We start from the raw sequence: 20673 nt of genomic DNA, 5'->3' as shown, positions 1-20673 counted from the left end.
AGATGTTGCGGATTGTCGTATTAGGGTAAACTGCGCGCTGCTGCCCAGTAATTGCTATGGCGTATCTTTATAATCGTTCGATTGTCTTTATAATTTGATCTTATGACTAAGAAAAACACCACGACTCAATCGTCACGCTCAGCGTCTGCCCGCAGCAGTAAAAAGCCGCAGCCGAAGCGTTCTACTCGTAAAGCTAAAAAAGCATCGACAGGTCGCTTTGCTCGGGTAGCAAAGCTGTTCATGCAATTATCGCTGATCGGTTTTTGTTTATTAATCTTCTGGATGATCTACCTGAACGCTTTGGTGCGCGAAGGTTTTGAAGGTCGACGCTTTCAAGTTCCTGCTCGGGTATACAGCGAAGCGCAAGAACTTTACGCCGGAGCTCCGGTTCGTCAGCAAACCTTAGTTGACCTGCTCGACCAACTTGGCTATTTGCAATCATCTTCGGTTAGCCAGCCGGGCCGTTACCATCAGCAAGGCTCAACCATTTTGCTGTACAGTCGCGGTTTCGATTTTTGGGATGGCCCTGAGCCGTCGCAAAAATTATTGATCCGCTTTAATAGCCAAGGCGTGCAATCGGTTTCTAACATGGCTGGTAAGGCGGTGTTACTGACGCGTTTAGACCCACTCTATTTAGGCCAAATTTATCCCGGCGTGGTTGAAGACCGCTTGCTGTATAAGCTCGAAGATCTACCCGAACGTCTGGTGCTAGGTTTGGTGCTCGTTGAAGACAATCGATTCTTTGAACACTGGGGCATTTCTTTTCGTGGCATTGCACGTGCACTTTTTGCCAACCTAACCTCAGGTTCTACCCAGCAGGGCGGCAGTACGCTAACAAACCAGTTAGTTAAAAATATGTATCTAACGCCAGAAAAAACCATCATTCGAAAAGTTAACGAAGCGCTGATGTCGATCATCTTAGAATTTCATTATGGCAAAAATGAAATTTTAGAAACCTATATGAACGAAGTTTATATTGGTCAGCAAGGTGCTCGTTCCATTAACGGTTTTGGTTTAGCTGCGCAGTTTTTTTATGGCACTACTATTGAAGGTTTGTCTATTCAGCAGCAAGCCATGTTGGTTGGCTTAATTAAAGGCCCTTCTTATTACAATCCGCGCCGAAATCCAGAACGTGCCAAGGTGCGCCGTAATGTGGTGCTTAAGGTTTGGCACGAACAGCAACTGATTAGCGACTATGAATATCGCATTGCAGTTAACGCGCCGTTAGGTGTTACCGATAAACCGGGCCAAGCGAATTTCCCTGCTTTTATGGAAGCACTGCGAGTGCAGCTTCAGCGTGATTACCGCAAAGATGATTTACTCGCCGAAGGCTTGCGCATTTACACCACGCTCGACCCTGTGGCGCAAGAAACCCTAGAGTTAAATGTGCATGCATCCGTTAGTGAAGCTGAGCGCAATTACCGTATCGAATCTGGCAGCTTACAGGCCGCCGCCGTTATGACGCGACCTTCTACCGCCGATGTACTGGCGATGACAGGCAATCGCTACGCTAAAGAAACCGGCTTTAACCGAGCGTTGCATGCCTACCGGCCGGTGGGTTCTTTGATGAAGCCCGCTGTTTATATTGCCGCGTTAGAAAACGGCTACAGTCTGGCAAGCAACATTGATGATTCCGACGTTTCTGTTGCAACACGCGAAGGCGATATTTGGCAACCGCTGAATTACGATAAGCAAAGCCACGGCTCGCCGATGTTGATTAATGCCTTGGCAAAATCTTACAACCAAGCGACAGCGCGCTTAGGCATGCAAGTCGGCTTAGTGAACGTGTTTGATGTTATCGAAAGGCTTGGCGTTGAAGGCGATGTGCCGCTGGTGCCTTCAGTCATGCTCGGCGCGCACGAGATGTCACCGATGCAGGTAGCGCAGATGTATCAAACCATTTCCGGTAACGGTTTTTATTCGCCACTCAACTTTATTCGTGCGGTTTCGCACCCCGATAGAGGTGTGATTCAGCGCTTCGATTTAAAAGTCGATCAGCGATTTTCTGCCGATGTTAGCTACCTGATTCAAACTGCTTTGCATGAAGGAACGCTCACAGGAACCAGCGCACGTATTGGTCGTGAATTGCCTTCCTATTGGTGGGCAGCAGGTAAAACCGGCACTACCGACGGTAATCGCGATGCTTGGTACGCAGGCTTTACTGGCGATCGCCAATTGGTGGTTTGGGTTGGCCGCGACGATAACGAAGAAACGCCGCTGGTGGGTTCAACCGGCGCCTTACCGATTTGGATGCGAGTGATGAAAGAGCTGCAACCGATTCAGGAGCGTCGTTCAGTACCAAGCAGTATTAAATATTTAACGGTTAACGAATCGGGTATTAACGTACCAGAGCGATGCGATAACACCATATCGTTACCCTTTATTAACGGTACCGAACCAGAAAAAAGCAATCGTTGTCGGTCCGAAAACGAAACACAACAAGAGGCGAGTGAAAAATCTTGGTGGCAAAAAGTATTCGATTAATAACATGGTTCAGCTGCTTAGTTATTTTGGCCAGCTGTAGCAGTTTTGAAAGCACCGATACGGTTCGCGATGAGCAAGGCAGTGTCGTCACTAAACCGCAACAGCTCGCTGATCCAGGCTTTGAGTCGAGTGAGCAGGTGTTAACCAAAAACGATGTGATGGTTCAGTTTAAGCAGCAGGCACAGATGGCGCAAAACCAAGGTCAGTTTGACCAAGCCGAAGTGATACTGACTCGCGCCTTACGCATTAGCGGTGATGACGCCGAACTCTATGCTCAGCTGGCCGGTTTGCGGGTTCAGCAAGGCCGTTATGATGAAGCCGAACAGTTGGCGCTAAAGGGTTTAACACATGCCGACAAAGACAGCGAAGCTTACACCCAGCTGAATAAGTTGGTTGAGCAATTGCGAGCCTACTGATGAGCGCGCAGCAACAACCATCCTCGTTATTAGTCAGTGCTTGCCTGCTTGGGCAAGCGGTGCGTTACGATGGCGGCCACTTGCTGACACAACATCCCTTTATTGAACTTCTGCGTAAGCAAAACCGATTGGTTTCTATTTGCCCAGAAGTGATTGGTGGCTTACCAACGCCAAGGCCGCCAGCCGAACTTATTGCATCCGGGAAAATAGTCACGATTGACGGCGACGATGTTTCCGCTCAATTTCAAAAAGGTGCAGAGCTTGCGCTAAAAAAAGCTCAAGAAACTGGCTGTAGCTTTGCGTTATTAGCTGCCGGTAGTCCTTCTTGTGGTAACGAACGCATTTACGATGGCAGCTTTTCTGGAAAGCTCATAGCAGGCGCCGGAGCGACAGCGCAGCTGTTAATGGATCATGGTATTCGCGTATTTAACCAGCACCAGCTTGAACAACTCGAAGTTGCAATGGGAAGCTAAAGCGAAAGAATCTGACGTAGCAATTACAGTTATTACAGAGCAGTACATGTCAGTCTATAAAACTTAGTTAAAAAAGTTGCTGATCAAAATTGCACTATAGCCGAGGTTTACGCCGTTTTTATAGGCTTGCAACAGTGAGCACCTTACCTTCATGAACTGTAACTTTATTATTCTAAAAATGAGTGATAGTTAGAAGTTGATACTTAACGTCAATTTTTGACGTATTATTTCTTATGCACAGCTACATACCAAAATACTGAACTGGAAATAAAGCCAAGAGAACAACATAGTACATAGCCATGGATTTGATCTGAAATGTTTTTATTGTGAGTGATAAGGTAGGAAATAAAACAGCTTGCTATTAAAGATGAGCATAGATACCAGATGATAGAGTTTTTTTCTAAGTAGGTTAGTAAGAAATGAGTAGGTATCCCCCAAATAATTAAAACCAAAGAAGACGAAAATGAAAATAAAATTGAAATTAGGGTTAATGCCTTAAAGTTAGCTGGCTCTGAAGGGTGAAGAAACCACCATGAAGATTGAAAGATAAATATAGCAATATAGGTAGCTACAGCTGATGCAATAGTTGCAGTTATAACGTTAGTAAAAACATCAATTTTTATCATGCATTTCTCTTAGAGAATTTAAAGTGTCAGATTTTAATCTATGTGATTACACTACATTTTAAATAAATCAAAAAAACTTAATAAAACAATGATTCTTGGAATTATTAAAAGTAAATATGTTGAACAAAGGTAAGTTTTTCTAGTATGTAGCCGTGTTTTTTTAGTGGCTCGGTACCCATGGTTTTTTTCAGAGTGCAGAGTCAGTTGTCGATTAGGCATTAATCTTTTTTATATTTAGGCTTTCTTTAAAGGTCACACAATGAAACGATTTAAAATATCGTTTTGTTTTACAGCACGCTCGCTTTGTAGGTTCATAGAATTACGGTTACTTTGTGCATTTTTAGTGACCTCTTCAGAAATATCCTTGATTCTTTGAGTGTTTACATTAATCTCTTCAGAGACCAAGCTTTGCTCTTCTGCTGCTGATGCAATGCTCGTGTTCATGTCTGTTATTTTCTGTATGGCATTGTTAATTTTATTCAACGATTCATCTGTTTCTTGAGCTTTTAAAACAGTATCTTTTGCTATTTCTTTACTGGCAGACATTGCTTGGGCTACTGATTGTGCATTCGATTGTAGTTGCTCAATCATATTTCTGATCTCGGTTGTAGAAACTTGCGTTCGCTGCGCTAGCATTCTAACTTCGTCAGCTACTACAGCAAAACCTCTGCCATGTTCACCAGCTCTAGCAGCCTCAATAGCAGCATTCAGTGCTAATAAATTTGTTTGATCAGCAATGTCATTAATTACTTGTAGGACAGACTCAATACTTTCTGTGGAGTGCTCTAAAGACTGAACTTGTACAACGGCATCATCAATACTAATGGATAAATTGTTAATGAAGTCTTTAGTATGATCCACCACTTGAGAGCCTCTTTGCGAGGCTTCGTCAGCCTCTTTAGCTTTTTCTGCAGCATTTTGAGCACTCTTTGCCATATCAACGGATGTCATTGACATTTCATTCATTGCCGTCGCTAATTGCTCAAGTTCTTCTACTTGGTTAGATAAAGCTTGAGTTGATTTTTCTGTACTTTCGGCGGTTTCTGTTGCACTGCTGAGAATGTGGTCACCAATCTCTCTAAGTGATTTAACCTCACCCTGTAGGTTTTCTGTAAAAGTGTTAAATCCTTTGGCAAGTTGAGAAAATTCAACATCGGTTTTAGTGTTTAATCTTTTTGTTAAATCCCCTTTTCCTGAAGCAATATCTTGAATGGCTATGTTGAGTAAACCAATCGGCTTCATTAATTTATTAATTAAAAAGAAGAAAATTGCGATGCTTGAAATTAATGCAATGAGTGAATAAGTTATGGCATTTCTTTCTGTTTCTGTTATGGCGCCAAACGCAATGGTGTGATCCAGTACGGAGCTAACATACCAGTCTTGGTTTGGTATTTTGAAAAAATTAAAACCAAATTCTACGCCATCAATATATTCAATTTGTAATTTTTCTTCGACTTTGATATCAGGGTGGTAAGTGTTGAAGTTTTTACCATTTTTATCTTCATCAGGGTGGGCGATGATAGTGCCGTTGCTTGAAACAAGTTGAATATAGCCAGCGCCAAACATGTGAACTTTATTTGTAACGATTGCCAGTTTCTCAAGGTCAACATTAAAAAATAGCGCGCCTATAAATTGACCGTCTTTTATTAATGGTGTTGTAATTGAAATAATAGTTTTATTAGAAGTGGAGTCAAAATAGGGTGTAGTAACAAAGACACCATCATTTTTCTTTTGTTTTGCCTCTTTATACCAGAGCAGTGTTCTAGCATCTAAATTAGAATTAGAGCTGCCATTACTCATCAATTTCCCATCTGACTCAAAAGCAGCACCGGCAAGAACAAAGGCCTCTTTAACTACAGGGGAGTTTATTGAGCTGATAATATTATCTGTCGACATGTCGATGCCTACACGCTCAGCAACATAACTAGCCAGTTGTATGTTCCCACGCATTTCTCCAGAAATACTACTGGTGACATTACCGATAATATCGTTGAGGCTTTGATCGATAGTGGAGAATATATTCGATTTTACCGTTAAAAATTGTTTTATAGACAATGAACTAACAGTCAGTAGAATCAGTGCAGCAACAACAGATACTAGCTTATGTGTGAATTTCATGTTCTATCTTTCCCCAAAGCATTAGTATGATCCAAACATCTTATAGTTATAGTGCATATCGACCATAAAGGCACAGGCTTTAATTGTTTTTTTACTGGGTGATTTAGCTGATATAGCATGTATGGCAGGCAGTTTTGGTGCTGCCATTGCCTTCTGTTTAAGGGGGGTATTGGTGTTAGTTTGGCTTAGCTTCTAAGTTGTTGTGATTTATATAAGTTATCGGATTTAGCTATTGGGTAGTCGTTTGCTAAAATATTTTAAGCCATATTTTATATTGCGAGTAACAAATTGCTCAGTAACATTAATTAAAAAATTAATAGCATGTCATTCCACTGTGACCCGCCATGGCTTGAACTCGAGACTCCTTGATGACTGAACCCAAAACTCTCATAAAACTCGATTAGGTGGTTTTTACACGTAAGTACTATGCCTTTCCGGTTAGCGTTTTTACTAAACTCAATAAAATGTTTGGTAAGGGCTGATGCATAGCCGTTATGTTGGTATTTAGGGGCAACAGCTAATCCAAAAACTGTTTGGTAATCGCCTTGTGGACAGTGAAGATTGGCATTTTCATAAAGGGAATCGGGAAGCTCAGGTGCATTAAATACACAGCCGTTGATATGGCCAACGATAATGTCATTACACTCTAAAACAAAAAAGCACTCAGAAAAAACCGAAAACCTTTTTTTAAATGATTCTAATGAAGCTGCTTCAGATTCAGGAAAACAGGCTTTTTCGATTTCTGCTATTCGACTAATATCTTCTTTTTTAGCCTGACGAATATGGTGCATCTAGATTCCTTTATATATGAATTTTAAAGGTGTTTTTAATTCTAATGTCTCTTTTAAGCTATAATTGCTTAATAAGCATGAAAAAAGCTACTGACGGAAAGACAGTAAAGAATATAAAAATTAACAAAGTTATTTTTAATTTAGATGGATTCCAATTGTGCAATATTTTGCATATTAAATACGTTAAAATAGTAGAAAGAATAAACGAATAAAGAAAGCTAATATCAGATTTTTCAAAGTTGTACCACATCGTCACTAGGGAAAGTATGGCTAATGTATACGAGTATATAATTAAAATTTTCATATATATCTTCTAAAGTAATTGTTTTAGCTTGGAATCAAAAATAAAAAAATTAATTGCACAGCTATTGAATTATTTTCAGTTAAAAAATATTCTTTACCAAGCGAGCGTGCCGGTTTCCATGCACAGGTAATCTTTATTTTTAATCTTATTGTTGATAATCAGTTGGCTAATTAATTGTGCGGATTTCTGCGCAGTCATGTGAGCATCTTTTGAGGCCATATCGGTGAGTAACCTTCCTGGATGAATCGCAGCAACTCGAATGCCATCGTCCTCTAGATCATCTGCTAAACAAAGCGTTAACATATTTTGTGCTGCCTTACTGATCCGGTAAGAATAAGAGCAGCCAGAATTTTTTGCCGCGCCGTTTGCTTGCATCGTTAAAGAACCACGTCGCGAACTAATATTTACAACCATGCCGCTTGGCGATTTAAGCAACGCCTTATGTGCGCCCTTAACAGTAGCGAATACGCCGATGCAGTTGGTTTCAAATGCCGAGGTTATTTGTTCTGCGCTCGCCTCACCGAGTGTCGCGCCTTTACTACCCGCTCCAGCATTATTGATCACCACATCTAATGTAGCATCGCCTAGCCAAGCGCTTAGCTTTAATTCGTGATCAGGTTTTGCAACATCCGATAGTAAAATATTGGCAGTCGTAAACTCTTCGGCTAATTCGGTTTGGGATGCCTCATTTCTCACCACCAAAAACAATTGCCAGCCTTGATCGAAAAAAGCTCTCGCCAATTCTCTGCCGAGGCCTTTGCCTGCTCCGGTAATTAAAACATTGCGCAATGCGAGCTCCTTAATTGGGTAGTACTGTATTTAAACATTAATATTTATGCCGCTCTAACGGTTGTATTTGGCTTTGTTCAAAACTTCTTTGAGGTCATGGGTTTGTTCTAAATTTATATCGTAGATATTCGCGAGAGCGCATACGTAATAAAGTACGTCATATAATTCTTCTGCAACCGAACCTTTAAGTTCCTCTAACGAAGGCTGACCAACCTTGCCGTTGCGAATAGCCTCAGCCAGCTCGCCAACCTCTTCAATGAGTTTTAAAAAATAATGCTCAGGTAAGTCAGGTGCATGATCAAAACTTTTTATATGATTTTGCAATTCGGATAACTTCATAATTTCCTACTTAGATTGATCGATAGTTATGACTAGATGTGCTCGGCTGTATTTATTATCAATATAAATTTCTTGGCTATCTCGAACCCAATGGATTTTGGCAAAGTGCTTCGACATTCTAACCCCTTGAGAATGTAATTTGATGAATAGGGATGTTGTGTTCGTTTACAGCGGGTGTCCCAGTAGTTTACACAACTCCTGTTCACATTGGGCGGCGTTTTCAAACTGGATGCCAGCAATGCCAATAGCCTTTGCGCCTGCAACATTGTGTGGCATGTCGTCTATAAACACAGTTTGCGAGGCTTCTAATTTATATTGAGTCAGTAACTCCTGATAGATTTCAGCTTGAGGCTTGAGTAGCCCTAATTCCGCAGAGACGATTGCGCCGTCGAACAAGGGCCAAAAACTATAGCTCGACTTGAGGTGAGCGACAATTTCATGAACGTTATCTGTTAATGCATACACACCGTAACCGGCGGCTTTGACTCGTTTAAGTAAATCAACTGAACCAAAAATAAGAATCTGCGTTTGCTTAACGTAGTAGAAGAGACGATCGCATTCTAAGTTGGATAAACCCAAAGACTGTTGATATTGCAGCTTAGCGTCGGTTTCAGAAATAAAACCCTTATTCAGCGCAAGCCAAGTATCAGATTGAAAGATAGACGTTGCCAATTGCTCTGAAGCTTTAGCTTCACCCAATGCTAAGCGGATTATTTCTAATGGCGCCCAACGGACAATAACGTTACCAATATCAAAGACGACATTTTGGATGCTCGCGGCAGTCATGGTTTATTCCTTCTATGGCATTTAAACATCTGTTGTTAAATTGAGCGCCAGAAAAAAGTAACTAGCGTTTATGCCAATAGATTACCCTAGAATTATGACAGATTATCAGAGTCATCAGCCTGACTCCTTGGTCGAAATATCTGCCCGCATATCGCGCCAGCAAATAGACAGCAAACAAAAAAGGTTGTAGCAATAAAAGCTTCACTTGAATTTATATAGATAACTAAATAAATGATTCCACCAGGAACAGAACCGCTCATAGAGCCTTTCATAAAACTTGGTAACTGTTGTATGGATGATCGTTTACTCTTGCAAATAAAATAGTAAGTAATAGCTGCAATGATAGATGGAACAATGCCGATTATGTAACCTAAATAAATAATACTCATAACAGAATCAATATGATTAAAAAATATCAAAACTATTACGGATGTTGGAATTAGAGGCCCTAAAAGAGCAAAACCAATAAACCTCATAAATAAATCCTTTTTTATAGCGTGGGTCTAAATCCGAAGTTCAGTACTCTAGCATGATTAGGTAAAAGGCGTAACGGGGGCTAAGCTTTCGCTTTTTTTGGTAAGGGTGTTCTTAAAAAAACACGTTAGCAGTTAAGTTGGCGACTAGTTTAAAGATTAATTTTAATCAAAGGCTCTGAGTCTGTTGATTTCACCAATGATAATAAGCCAAAAGCTGGTACTGATAGCTTGTAAAATAACCACATCGTCCATGATTATATTAACCCTCGGCATTTATCGGTCAAGTGCCTAACGCACGCAAGAGTTAAATTTGTAGCGCTAGCAGAGAATTTGTCCATACCAGCTTGCGATTGTTACGTAGCTTCCAATTCGGTCTGATTTAATAAAATTTGTTTTACTGTATTCCGCGACTTACAAATATCCCAAACAGTATCAAAATGATTTACAGTCGTATTAAGTAATGAATTCTTTCCACTTACAAGTTGAAAAGATACGCTCTCAACAGCCCTTTTAGGAGGCTGATTAATTGTCAACCAACCCTGTTTTTCATCGCATATCAATGCTGAGTTTCTGAATTCTGTGTCGAAAAATGCAATATAAATTTTTCCAATTAAATCATCCTGTGTTTTTCTTTTATCTGCCTCGATTAAATACTCTTCAAGCAATGCACTTACTTTATGAATTTCTGGAGAAATGTGTCCAGCCCTAACTTTAGACTCAACATTCTCAAGATCGCTTATGAATTCTGATGCAGGAGTAGCCAACAACACTTTTATAATAACTTTCTTATCGACTAAGGCCGTGATAATAGGTTCTCTATAGGCTTTTATAAAACCTTCTCCTGATACGGCCATAAACCTTATCCTTTTAGAAGTACTAAGAACTTTAGACTTCCATTTTATGCTTCCTCCGCCACTCTCATCTATTTTCCTTATCCCTAAATTTTTTAAAGCAACCAAATTTGAAAAAACATACCTTAAATCAAAATAATATACGCATAATAAAGTAATGGATAAAATAAATAGAGCTAGAGCTAAAAACAAGAATGGGGTACGCGGAGTTCCTTCAGGTAGTACCCCTGGGACACTAAGAACTGATGCACCGATAGTAATTAAACTACTAGTTAACGCAGGTATCTTACTATGAATTTTCATTAATAACTCCTGTGTATAGAAATGTTACATAACGCCTGAATAACCAGAACACTTTAGTATGTTCGACGTCGAAGGCGTGAAGTTAATTGATTTGTTATATGCGCTCGCCATTATTTGGGTTGTATATGCTTAAATTTGAACTTGGTAACTATTACCAAAAATAGACCAACTATAAACAATATTGCCCCAGGAGCAGCGTTAGCGATAACTGATTCATTGCCAAATACTTTTAAGCTCCAGTTCATTTCCCCTGCTACACCTTGAATAAAGAGATAAATTCCACCTAGTACACAAATAAGACCAAGCACAAGGCCGATAGTTGAGTAAATTAACTGGTATCTTGCAAGAGCTAATTGAGTGGAGTTGTCGGTAAATGGTGAAACCTGACAATTTAAAGTAAACTTCTCTCGATTTTCCCGACTCATACTTTCCTCTAGTTATATTCTTAATGATCACATAACGCCCGTATATTCGGCTGGTTTGGAGCAAAGCGGAAAACCAGTTGATCTTGTCCCGACAATATGCGCTTGTTAACTCTTCACCTCTAACAACTCGTAGAATATCGATGATTCATTGGTAAGCGGATTTTCAGTTTCAGTTACTTGGCAGTATAAAGTTACTTCCTGTTCTAAATGCAGCTCACTGACGTTAGCTAATTTGCTTTTAGGATATAGAATTTTTACCAACTTACCTTCATCGACTCTTAGCTCGATTCTTTCTCTTTTGCTCAATAACTCTATCTTTCCGTGTAGTAGTATTTTTTCTTGCTCTATGATCTCAGTAACTTCTAATGCTGAGGTTACTAAATTAATAGCTTCTTTGCTTCCGTACCACTTTTTAATTTCATCACCTGAATATTTCCATGTAAATTCAGCAGTTGCAGAATAAGACTTAATAACTTTTAGAAATTCTCTCAAACTTCGAGCACTTGAAGGCCCAAGTAAATTTACAGAAGAAAGAAAATCTTCACCGTGACCCATCGAGGACAAAACCGAAAACATTCGTTCGATAGCACCCTTGCTTAAGCCGTCGTCTAGCAAGTCTCTATTTGATGCTGCGGATATAACGAAGCGAGATGATCCAGGTAATAGACCTTGCAATCTAAGATCAAGCTCTTCATATAGATCTTTTGGAATTCGTTTTCTATCAATTCCGCCTTGCATCAACCTTAGTGCCGCATACCCCAATGTTTTACGTATTTCTTCCGATAATTTTGAAACTAAATCTAAGGGGGCACTACCTGTTTTTAAATTCGGAGCAACAATACGAAAATCCAGCATTTCAAAGGCAGGACTTGTTTGAGAGGTTAATTCTATTTGGGCCAGCTCATCTAAATGGCTCTCAAATGATCGAGCAGCTAATTGGTACGCGAAGTCACCAGCTTCACTTTTTTCTTTTGCTATCTGGTGTAGTTTTTTAGCTTGCGATGCCTTTTTCTTTATATCGTCACTCATGCCGCCACCATTACCCTAGCAATGCCCTTCGGCTGCTCATTTCTATCGAAGCCATACCACCCACGCCAGTAACTCCTCATATCTTGATTTTCTGTAGGGCAGAATAATACATCACATCCGAAATTAGCTTTGATACTTGCTCGGTCTGTGAGTGCTTGAAATAGCTGTTTTTTGTCATCTGGAAGAACATTAAGAGCTGATGCAGGAGAGAATATTACCAAATCAATATCATTCGGATTTTCTTTATTAGTGGTAAATGAACCATCAATCCAAAGTTCAACAGGTGTGCCAATACTTGCTAGATGACCAACATAGGAGTTTAAGCCATCAATGAGCAATTTTCGCGTCTTAGAAGCAGGAAAATTCTTTAGAAAGTGATTTCCTATCTCCTTCAATTCGAAGTCGTGCAATCCTGGCTCTAATAAAGGTTTTTGTTCCATGCTCGATACTTATTTTGAGTAACGCCCGTATTTGCGGCTTGTTATATTTTATCCCTTAGTTGACTTTGGGTCGTTTTTTCTTTGGTAAGTTCTCTCTTCTTGAAGTTTTCCATCTTCTTTATGAATTTTTACAGAGCAAACTTTATTATCCATAAATTCTCTAGTTTGTTGAATGATTTGTTCTTTTGTATCAGCTGTAATTGATGCTCGCTCTCCACCTTCTTTTGTGAGCTTCCATTTGTCCCCATCTTTAGTAATGTGATAGTTATCCATGCTGTTCTCCTAATATTTTAAAATATAACAGTTTCGTTCTCCGCCTAAGTGGAACTATACGAAGTGGCTTTTCAGGCTTGTTAAAGCTACCGACTCTCTGAATAGCCCTAATATGCTATCTCTTAAGATGATCGTCAAATTGAATATCTATAAAAGCCGCTTGTCAGGGTTTTGCTGTGTTTCTGCTCGCTGTTAGGCAGCTGTTACGGTTACTGCTGGGTAGTGCGGATAATCAAAACTCACAAAAAAAGCCAAACCGTTGCCGGTTTGGCTTTTGATCTACTAATTTAATGCGATTGTTAGATTTTGGTTATGCAATGGCCTCAAGGCCTTTTTTTTCAGCGAGAGATAGCATTTTTAATGCTGCACCTCTCGGCTTACTCTCACCCTGTTCCCACTTTTTAACTAATTTATCACTGACATTAAAGTAGCGAGCAAATACAGGTTGGGAAAGGTTGTTTTTTTCGCGTAGGGCGCGTACTTGCTCTGGTGTAAATTCATGAACAGTGGTTAAACACAGAGCATCAAACTTTCGCATTGTGGTTTTTTTAATGACCCCTGATTTGTGCAAACCTTTTGCTGATTGGTGTACTGCTTTTAAAATGTCACTCATAATTTACCTACCTTAATGAGCTCGCCATCTTCAATTAGTTGGTTCAGCTCATCCTGACTAAATGCTAAAAACTCTTTTGCCAACTCTTTTAGGGCTAGCTTCTCTTTTGCGTTGATGTTGGCTCTATCACTCTTGGCAAACGCATATAAGAAGAAATACTTATCCCCAATAACCGCACCGATAATAGTACGGAATCCGCCACTCTTTCCTTTAGTGCCCGATGCGATACGCTTTTTGTAAACATTGCCACCTAAGTCGGCATCAAAAAGCCCGTTGCTCATTTCCTTACAGGCATTAATAAGGTCGCTGTCTGGTAACGCTTCTTTTTTCGTTAAAGAAGCAAAAACCTTGGTCTTGTAGATCAAAGTATACTCCATAAGGGTATATTTTCAATATTGGGTCAGACTGGCATAAATGCTAATAAAAGGAAAGCTAGTGCCGCCAGAGGCAGTTTTGTCGTATTCCTGCTAGCCGTTAGGCAGCGGTTACTGCTACTTGGCGCGGATAATCAAACCCCACAAAAAAAGCCAAACCGTTGCCGGTTTGGCTTTTGTTTCATAGCTGATTACAAGTTGCTAAAAAGCGAACTTATAAGGCGTTTAGATCGAGTAGTACATGTCGAACTCAACTGGGTGAGTGGTCATGTTTAAACGAGTCACTTCTTCCATTTTTAAGTTGATGTAGGCGTCGATGGTGTCGTCGTCGAATACGCCGCCAGCTTTTAGGAATTCGCGGTCATCGTTTAGGGCGATAAGTGCGTTTTCTAGGCTGGTTGCTACCGTTGGGTAAGCGGCTGCTTCTTCTGGCGGTAGGTCGTATAGGTCTTTGTCGGCTGCTTCACCTGGGTGAATTTTGTTAAGTACGCCGTCTAGGCCTGCCATTAGGTAAGCAGAGAACATTAGGTACGGGTTGGCAGTCGGGTCGCCAAAACGCACTTCGATACGCTTACCTTTAGGTGAGGTGACGTATGGAATACGGATAGAGGCTGAACGGTTACGAGCCGAGTAGGCCAGCATAACAGGCGCTTCGAAGCCAGGAACCAAACGCTTATAAGAGTTGGTTGAGGCGTTAGCAAAGGCGTTCAATGCTTGGGCGTGCTTGATGATGCCGCCAACATAGAACAGGGCTGTTTCTGAAAGTCCGGCATAGGCGTCGCCAGCAAATTGGTTAACACCGTCTTTAACGAAAGACATGTGAACGTGCATACCAGAACCGTTGTCGCCAACTAGAGGTTTTGGCATGAAGGTGGCTGTTTTGCCGTAAGCGTGCGCTACATTGTGTACGCAGTATTTAAGAATCTGAACTTCGTCAGCTTTCTTAACTAGGGTGTTTGCGCCAACGCCAATTTCACACTGACCTGCGGTACCTACTTCGTGGTGGTGAACTTCGATAGCTAGACCCATGGCTTCCATGGCGTCACACATTTGTGCGCGGATTTCATGCAGGCTGTCGACTGGAGGTACTGGGAAGTAACCGCCTTTAATACCTGGGCGGTGGCCCATGTTGCCATCTTCGAACGAACGCTCAGAAGACCAAGCTGCTTCATCAGATGAAATTTTGTAGAACGAACCAGAGATGTCGGCACCCCATTTGATGTCGTCGAATACGAAGAACTCAGGTTCTGGACCGAAGTAGGCAGCGTCGCCTAGGCCGGTTGTTTTTAGGTATTCTTCGGCGCGTACTGCAATAGAACGAGGGTCGCGGTTGTAGCCTTCGCCGGTTGAAGGTTCAACAATGTTACAACGTACAATAACAGTTGCGTCTTCTGTGAATGGGTCCAGTAGAGAGGCTGAGTCGTCTGGCATAAGAACCATGTCAGACTCGTTAATGCCTTTCCAGCCTTCGATAGAAGAGCCGTCGAACATTTTACCGTCTTGGAAGAAATCTTCGTCTACTTCAGAAGAAGGAATAGTTACATGTTGCTCTTTACCTTTGGTGTCGGTAAAGCGTAGGTCAACCCAGCGAGCTTCAGATTCTTTGATCAGCGAAAGCGTATGCGACATTTGGCGTCTCCATTATAAGAAGCCGCTCAATTATTGAGCGGTCATTTGGTGGTTTGAAAAAACCAGATGACTGGCTTTTTCTAGGGCACTTAAGGCAAGGCTGCTAACAGCAGTACTGCGCCACAAGTGTTATTGAACGTGTTCGTCGCGGATTATGCCTGCTTTTTTATACTAAGACACCTGTGAATTGCTCAGCGGAGTCTTGCAATCGTTGCAACTGTTTATAGATTTAGTCGGCACAAATGACAGCTTTAGCAGGCATAAAAAAAGCCGAGCATTGCTCGGCTTTTGGATTGCTGAATCATTATTTATAAGTAAATAATGATTACTTAGCCATGGCTTCTTTCGTTGTTTTAACGATAGCCGCTGCAACCTTGTATGGATCCGCGTTAGACGCTGGACGACGGTCTTCAAGACGACCTTTCCAACCATCTTCGATCGTACCAACAGGGATACGGATAGACGCACCACGGTCAGATACACCGTAGCTGAATTCGTCGATAGCTTGAGTTTCGTGCTTACCAGTTAGACGCTGATCGTTGTCGGCACCGTAAACGCTGATGTGACGCTCAATGTTTTTACCAAACTCTTCACAGATTTTAGTGAATACAGACTCGTCACCCAAGTCACGCATTGCGCCGTTAGAGAAGTTAGCGTGCATACCAGAACCGTTCCAGTCAGTGTCGCCAAGAGGCTTGGGATGCCATTCAATCGCGTAGCCATATTTTTCAGCAGTACGCTCAAGTAGGTAACGGCCTAACCAGATTTCGTCGCCAGAACGCTTAGCGCCTTTTGCGAAGATTTGGAATTCCCATTGACCAGCTGCAACTTCTGCGTTGATACCTTCAACGTTTAGGCCAGCTTCTAGACATAGGTCTAGGTGCTCTTCGATAACTTCACGAGCGAAAGCGTTTTTCGCGCCAACTGAGCAGTAGTATTGACCTTGTGGATCAGGGAAACCGCCAGCAGGGAAACCTGGTGGGCGATTGGTTGTCATGTCCCATAGGAAGTATTCTTGCTCGAAACCGAACCAGAAATCGTCGTCGTCATCGCCTTCGTCGATAGTCGCACGACCATTTGTTTCGTGTGGGGTGCCGTCTGCATTTAATACTTCAGTCATAACTAGGTAAGCGTTGTTACGATCTGGATCAGGGATGATAGCGACTGGCTTAAGTAGGCAATCAGAGTCGTTACCTTCAGCTTGCTCAGTAGAACTACCGTCGAATGACCAAACTGGGCACTCTTCTAAGGTTCCGCCAAAGTTGTTACGAACCATTGTTTTACTACGTAGACTCTGAGTAGGCTTGTAACCGTCAAGCCAAATGTACTCTAATTTACTCTTCATGGTGAAATGCTCTCCACTTGTGTTTCATTGCGTTAGTGTTCACGGCATATTCGCAAACACTGGGTAGATTGTTGTTAACAAATAACCTGGTAGCTACTGCAGGTTTTATTCCAAGTTTGTCGATAAATAATAATGCGCTGTTTTTTGGCGGGGTTACGCCCAAAAAAAGCGCATGAACGCTCGATTTGCGGGCGGTCAAGTGTTTTTTCTTCTTGAAAAGTCCTGACAGTAGGATGTGTCACTCGGGCTAATTTGCGCCCCAAAATGGCCTTTAATTTTATCGGGTGCGTTATTTTGGTGCCTGTATGGTTTTTAACAGTGCTTTAAGCCTGCTTGATGGCGTCTACCACGATGGCGGTTGTGTTGTCTTTACCACCCTGCTTGAGTGAATAGGCCAACAGCTCTGCGACCGCCTGTTGCGGCGTGCCCTGCGCTAAGTAGTGCAAAATTTCTTTGTGTTCGAGTTCGTTATAAAGGCCGTCGCTGCACAGTAAGTAGCGATCTCCGGCTTGAATTTTTGCGTAATGAATGTCGATTGTTAGGTGGAAGTTAATGCCGATGGCTCGTGTTAATACATGAGCAGAAGGGTGAAGTGCGGCCATTAATGGGCTGAGTTCACCGCGGTCGCACTTTTCTTGCGCGACGGTGTGGTCGGATGTCATCTGTTCTAGTTGGCCGTCGCGTAGCCGGTAAATTCGGCTATCGCCAAGCCAAATAAAAAAGCCATAGTCTGCCTGAGCGTAAAGCGCGGCAACAGTAGAGCCGACTCGTTCAGAAGGGAAGGTGGTTCGGCAGACGTCATGAGCTTTTTTTAGGCAGCTATCTAGCTCGATAATACTTTTGCGTAATGAGCGGCGTGGCGAAAAATAAAGCAACGATTCCACGACGGTCTTGCTGGCGTAGTCGCCTCGACTATGGCCGCCCATGCCGTCGGCGACCGCCCATAGTTGTTGTTCGTGCGAAGACAGGTAGGCGTCTTCATTGACTTTACGTACGCGGCCAACATCGCTCAGCCCTGCGCTGTTCCAAGCAAAGGTGATCTCTGCATCGCTTAGCGAGTCGCTAAGTGTTTCTAATTGTTCTAAGTCTATTTGAGGCATTTAGGTTGCCCTTTATTCAGTTTACCGCAGGCCATGCTTTACAGCTGCCAGCCGTCTTTTAATAGGTAGATTACATCGTTTGCCGAGGCTGGCCGTTTTTCAGGGTCCTTTTCTAGGCATTGCATGCAAAGCTGTGCCAGTGCGGCAGGCACGCGTGTTTTGGATGCTTGGCGTGGATCGATCGGGCGTTGAGTTTTTACCTGCTGCAACAGCTCGCGAACAACCTCGCCCTGAAAAGGCGTCACGCCGGTGAGCGTTTCGTATAGCACGGCACCTAGGCTGTAGATGTCCGATTTAAAGTTAATCGCAGGGTCGCGTTCGATCTGCTCTGGCGACATATACATGACCGTGCCTTGCAGCTTGTCTTCGCCGGTCATGCCGGGGCCAGCGTCGACCTCTTCAATCAGTGATTCATCATCGGTTTGTGCTTTGTCCTTGTGCCACACTTTAGCAAGGCCCCAATCCAGCAAGAGCGTTTCGCCATAAGGGCCAATCAGGATGTTGTCGGGCTTTATGTCTCGATGAATGACACCGCGCGAGTGTGCATAAGCCAGTGCGTTGGCCACTTGGGTGATTACTTCCATCAGCTGAACAAGGTCGTAGCGCTCACGGTAATTGAGCACTTCGCGCAGGGTGTAGCCATGCACCAGCTTCATGGTGAAATAGTAATTGCCACGCGCGTCGCGGCCGACTTCGTAAGTCGGTACGGTGTTTGGGTGTTGCAGCATGGCTGAAATACGTGCTTCGCGCAGCAGCCGAGTCGACTCGATAGGGTTGTCGATAAATTCGGGTCTGAGTGTTTTGTAGCAGACGGTGCGGCCCAAATGCAGATCGCGGCAGGATTTGATCAGCGATTTACCGCCCTTGGCGATGGTGCTAAAAAAGGCGTAACGGGTTTGAGGGTTTAGCTTTTCCGGTAAGGGCGCGTCGGTGTCTTCGATGTGCAGTCGCGTTTCGGCGTCTGCCTGTTGTTGGAACTCGAGCATGGTTCGCATCCTTTATACGGTTCGCTTTCAATTGCTGTGCGATCTTAAACCGCCAAGACTGGCTGCGTAAAGAGCCTTTATTTGGGTGAAAATTCGGCTTAGTACTCAGGATTTACAGTGCTATACTGCGCGCTTTTTGCAAGATGTCGAAGCTAAAATGAAATTTGTTGTAAAGCTATTCCCAGAAATCACCATTAAGACTCGTCCGGTTAGAAAGCTACTCACTAAGCAGTTGGCCGCGAACATTCGTAATGTGCTGCATCGCGTCGGCTCCGGTATCCAAGTTAAAAATGGCTGGGATGCGGTTGAAGTCTACACGCCTGAACACGCAACCGATGCGCTGAATGACGACGTTTATGAAGCCTTGACCTGCATTCCGGGTATCGCTGCGGTGAACCGAGTGCGCGAATTTGAACTGGGCAGCTTTGACGATATCGTGCAGAACACGCTCAGTGTTTGGCGTGATGCACTGGTCGATAAAACCTTTGTTGTGCGTGTTAAGCGCACCGGTAAACACGATTTTCAATCCACCGATGTTGAGCGTTATGTCGGTGGCGGTATTCGCCAACACAGTGATGCCAAAGGCGTCGATTTGCATAACCCTGATGTTTTGATCCGCCTCGAAGTGCGTGAGCAAAAACTGATGGTGATCGATCAGCGTCGAGCTGGCTTGGGCGGCTTCCCGATTGGCGGTGCTGACTCTACTGTGTCGTTGGTCAGTGGCGGTTTTGACTCCACCGTCGCTTCTTACCAAATGATGCGTCGCGGTATTCGCACGCACTTTTTGTTTTTTAATTTGGGTGGTGCGGCGCACGAAAACGGCGTTAAAGAAGTCATCTATTATTTGTGGAAAAAATACGGCAGCTCACACAAGGTTAAGTTTATATCGGTGCCTTTTGAAGGCGTGGTTGAAGAAATTTTAGAGCAGGTCGAAGACCGCTACATGGGCGTGGTGTTAAAGCGCATGATGGTGCGTGCTGCTAATGCCGTGGCACAAAAATTAAAGGTCGACTCATTTGTTACTGGTGAGGCGCTGTCGCAAGTTTCCAGCCAAACGATGATGAACTTACGGTTGATCGATGAAGTTTCTGATCGACTGGTGATTCGTCCACTCGCAGTTTCAGACAAGCAAACCATTGTTGATGCGGCGCGTGAAATTGGTGCGGCGAGTTTTGTTGAGCGTATTCCTGAATACTGCGGCGTGATTTCTAAAAAACCAAATGCCGCCTGTAAGCGTGATGATGTTGTTCGCGCCGAGCAACCGTTTGCCATGTGCGTGCTTGATCAGGCTTTGCAATCGGCAAAAGTTGAGTTGATCGATGAGATGGTTTGGCAGCCGACGTTAGAGATGGAACAGGCGTTAAACGATAAGATCGATCGACAGCAAGCGGTGATTATCGATGTTCGTCACCCGAACGAGATTGAGCAAGCGCCATTAGAAGTGGCCGGCCAAGATATTATCCAGATGCCGTTCTACAGTTTGAACCGACAGTTTAAAACACTCGATCAACAGCGCGAGTATTTGCTCTATTGCGATAAGGGTGTGATGAGTAAAATGCACGCCTTGCACCTAGCCGACAACGGCTTTAAAAACGTTGGCGTTTTCCGACTTGCAGAATAGTTGGCTCTGTTGCTGAGGTGACATTAATTTAAGTGCTAAAAATTGTAGTGATATAAATTGAAGTGACAAAAAAAATAGCGAC

General features: G+C 42.9%; 22 protein-coding genes. 4 read left to right on the top strand and 18 right to left on the bottom strand.

Features of this window, described 5'->3' with window-relative positions; translation table 11 throughout:
• Window positions 1–102: 102 nt before the first annotated feature.
• The 3 genes from mrcB to FME95_RS06400 are packed head-to-tail and all read left to right on the top strand — an operon-like array spanning window position 103 to window position 3373.
• Window positions 103–2484: a penicillin-binding protein 1B gene (gene mrcB / locus FME95_RS06410; RefSeq protein WP_147713563.1), complete on the top strand. Its 2382-nt coding sequence runs from the start codon at window positions 103–105 to the stop codon at window positions 2482–2484.
• Entirely contained in the window at window positions 2463–2900 is a 438-nt protein-coding gene (locus tag FME95_RS06405; protein ID WP_147713562.1) for a tetratricopeptide repeat protein, read from the top strand. Before mrcB ends, FME95_RS06405 begins: the two co-directional genes overlap by 22 nt.
• Window positions 2900–3373 carry a 2-thiouracil desulfurase family protein gene (locus FME95_RS06400; protein ID WP_147713561.1) on the top strand — a complete coding sequence of 158 codons (474 nt, stop codon included), beginning with the start codon at window positions 2900–2902 and terminating at the stop codon, window positions 3371–3373. Before FME95_RS06405 ends, FME95_RS06400 begins: the two co-directional genes overlap by 1 nt.
• Before the next feature lie 224 nt (window positions 3374–3597).
• Here FME95_RS06400 and FME95_RS06395 read toward each other — a convergent pair whose 3' ends face one another.
• The 18 genes from FME95_RS06395 to FME95_RS06310 all read right to left on the bottom strand — a co-directional run bounded on the left by FME95_RS06395 (window position 3598) and on the right by FME95_RS06310 (window position 18970).
• On the bottom strand, window positions 3598–3999 hold the full coding sequence (locus FME95_RS06395) for a hypothetical protein (protein WP_147713560.1): 402 nt from the start codon (window positions 3997–3999) through the stop codon (window positions 3598–3600).
• Window positions 4000–4251: 252 nt separating this feature from the next.
• Entirely contained in the window at window positions 4252–6117 is a 1866-nt protein-coding gene (locus FME95_RS06390) for a methyl-accepting chemotaxis protein (RefSeq protein WP_147713559.1), read from the bottom strand.
• Window positions 6118–6422: 305 nt separating this feature from the next.
• The gene (locus FME95_RS06385) at window positions 6423–6908 is read right to left on the bottom strand and encodes a GNAT family N-acetyltransferase (RefSeq protein ID WP_147713558.1); all 486 of its coding nucleotides are present in this window, start codon (window positions 6906–6908) and stop codon (window positions 6423–6425) included.
• A 397-nt stretch (window positions 6909–7305) separates the two neighbouring features.
• On the bottom strand, window positions 7306–8001 hold the full coding sequence (locus FME95_RS06380; protein ID WP_187265459.1) for an SDR family NAD(P)-dependent oxidoreductase: 696 nt from the start codon (window positions 7999–8001) through the stop codon (window positions 7306–7308).
• A gap of 54 nt (window positions 8002–8055) precedes the next feature.
• The gene (locus FME95_RS06375; RefSeq protein WP_147713556.1) at window positions 8056–8340 is read right to left on the bottom strand and encodes a MazG nucleotide pyrophosphohydrolase domain-containing protein; all 285 of its coding nucleotides are present in this window, start codon (window positions 8338–8340) and stop codon (window positions 8056–8058) included.
• A 165-nt stretch (window positions 8341–8505) separates the two neighbouring features.
• Window positions 8506–9126 (bottom strand): HAD family hydrolase, encoded by a 621-nt coding sequence (locus FME95_RS06370; protein WP_147713555.1) that lies wholly within the window; start codon window positions 9124–9126, stop codon window positions 8506–8508.
• Window positions 9127–9218: 92 nt separating this feature from the next.
• The gene (locus FME95_RS06365) at window positions 9219–9602 is read right to left on the bottom strand and encodes a hypothetical protein (RefSeq protein WP_147713554.1); all 384 of its coding nucleotides are present in this window, start codon (window positions 9600–9602) and stop codon (window positions 9219–9221) included.
• 353 nt (window positions 9603–9955) lie between these two features.
• Window positions 9956–10756 (bottom strand): hypothetical protein, encoded by an 801-nt coding sequence (locus tag FME95_RS06360; RefSeq protein ID WP_147713553.1) that lies wholly within the window; start codon window positions 10754–10756, stop codon window positions 9956–9958.
• Window positions 10757–10866: 110 nt separating this feature from the next.
• Window positions 10867–11181, bottom strand: coding sequence for a hypothetical protein (locus FME95_RS06355; RefSeq protein WP_147713552.1), 315 nt, complete (start codon window positions 11179–11181; stop codon window positions 10867–10869).
• A gap of 105 nt (window positions 11182–11286) precedes the next feature.
• On the bottom strand, window positions 11287–12210 hold the full coding sequence (locus tag FME95_RS06350) for a hypothetical protein (RefSeq protein ID WP_147713551.1): 924 nt from the start codon (window positions 12208–12210) through the stop codon (window positions 11287–11289).
• A complete protein-coding gene (locus FME95_RS06345) occupies window positions 12207–12650 on the bottom strand; it encodes a DUF6932 family protein (protein WP_147713550.1) in 444 nt (147 codons plus the stop codon). Before FME95_RS06345 ends, FME95_RS06350 begins: the two co-directional genes overlap by 4 nt.
• Before the next feature lie 48 nt (window positions 12651–12698).
• Window positions 12699–12923, bottom strand: coding sequence for a DUF2188 domain-containing protein (locus FME95_RS06340; protein WP_147713549.1), 225 nt, complete (start codon window positions 12921–12923; stop codon window positions 12699–12701).
• Window positions 12924–13233: 310 nt separating this feature from the next.
• The gene (locus FME95_RS06335; protein ID WP_147713548.1) at window positions 13234–13536 is read right to left on the bottom strand and encodes a helix-turn-helix domain-containing protein; all 303 of its coding nucleotides are present in this window, start codon (window positions 13534–13536) and stop codon (window positions 13234–13236) included.
• Entirely contained in the window at window positions 13533–13901 is a 369-nt protein-coding gene (locus FME95_RS06330) for a type II toxin-antitoxin system RelE/ParE family toxin (protein ID WP_246109333.1), read from the bottom strand. Before FME95_RS06330 ends, FME95_RS06335 begins: the two co-directional genes overlap by 4 nt.
• Before the next feature lie 234 nt (window positions 13902–14135).
• Window positions 14136–15539: a glutamate--ammonia ligase gene (gene glnA / locus FME95_RS06325; protein WP_147713546.1), complete on the bottom strand. Its 1404-nt coding sequence runs from the start codon at window positions 15537–15539 to the stop codon at window positions 14136–14138.
• A gap of 325 nt (window positions 15540–15864) precedes the next feature.
• Window positions 15865–16884 carry a glutamine synthetase beta-grasp domain-containing protein gene (locus FME95_RS06320; protein ID WP_147713545.1) on the bottom strand — a complete coding sequence of 340 codons (1020 nt, stop codon included), beginning with the start codon at window positions 16882–16884 and terminating at the stop codon, window positions 15865–15867.
• 323 nt (window positions 16885–17207) lie between these two features.
• Entirely contained in the window at window positions 17208–17984 is a 777-nt protein-coding gene (locus tag FME95_RS06315; RefSeq protein ID WP_147713544.1) for a PP2C family protein-serine/threonine phosphatase, read from the bottom strand.
• Window positions 17985–18022: 38 nt separating this feature from the next.
• Window positions 18023–18970: a serine/threonine-protein kinase gene (locus FME95_RS06310; protein ID WP_187265458.1), complete on the bottom strand. Its 948-nt coding sequence runs from the start codon at window positions 18968–18970 to the stop codon at window positions 18023–18025.
• A 157-nt stretch (window positions 18971–19127) separates the two neighbouring features.
• On the opposite strand from FME95_RS06310, the gene thiI reads away from it, so the two are divergent.
• Window positions 19128–20591 (top strand): tRNA uracil 4-sulfurtransferase ThiI, encoded by a 1464-nt coding sequence (gene thiI / locus FME95_RS06305; protein ID WP_147713542.1) that lies wholly within the window; start codon window positions 19128–19130, stop codon window positions 20589–20591.
• Window positions 20592–20673: the final 82 nt, after the last annotated feature.

It is taken from the genome of Reinekea thalattae (assembly GCF_008041945.1).
Lineage (GTDB): Bacteria > Pseudomonadota > Gammaproteobacteria > Pseudomonadales > Natronospirillaceae > Reinekea > Reinekea thalattae.
Note: the sequence above shows the minus strand (reverse complement) of the source record. Positions and strands in the feature narration are given on the sequence as shown.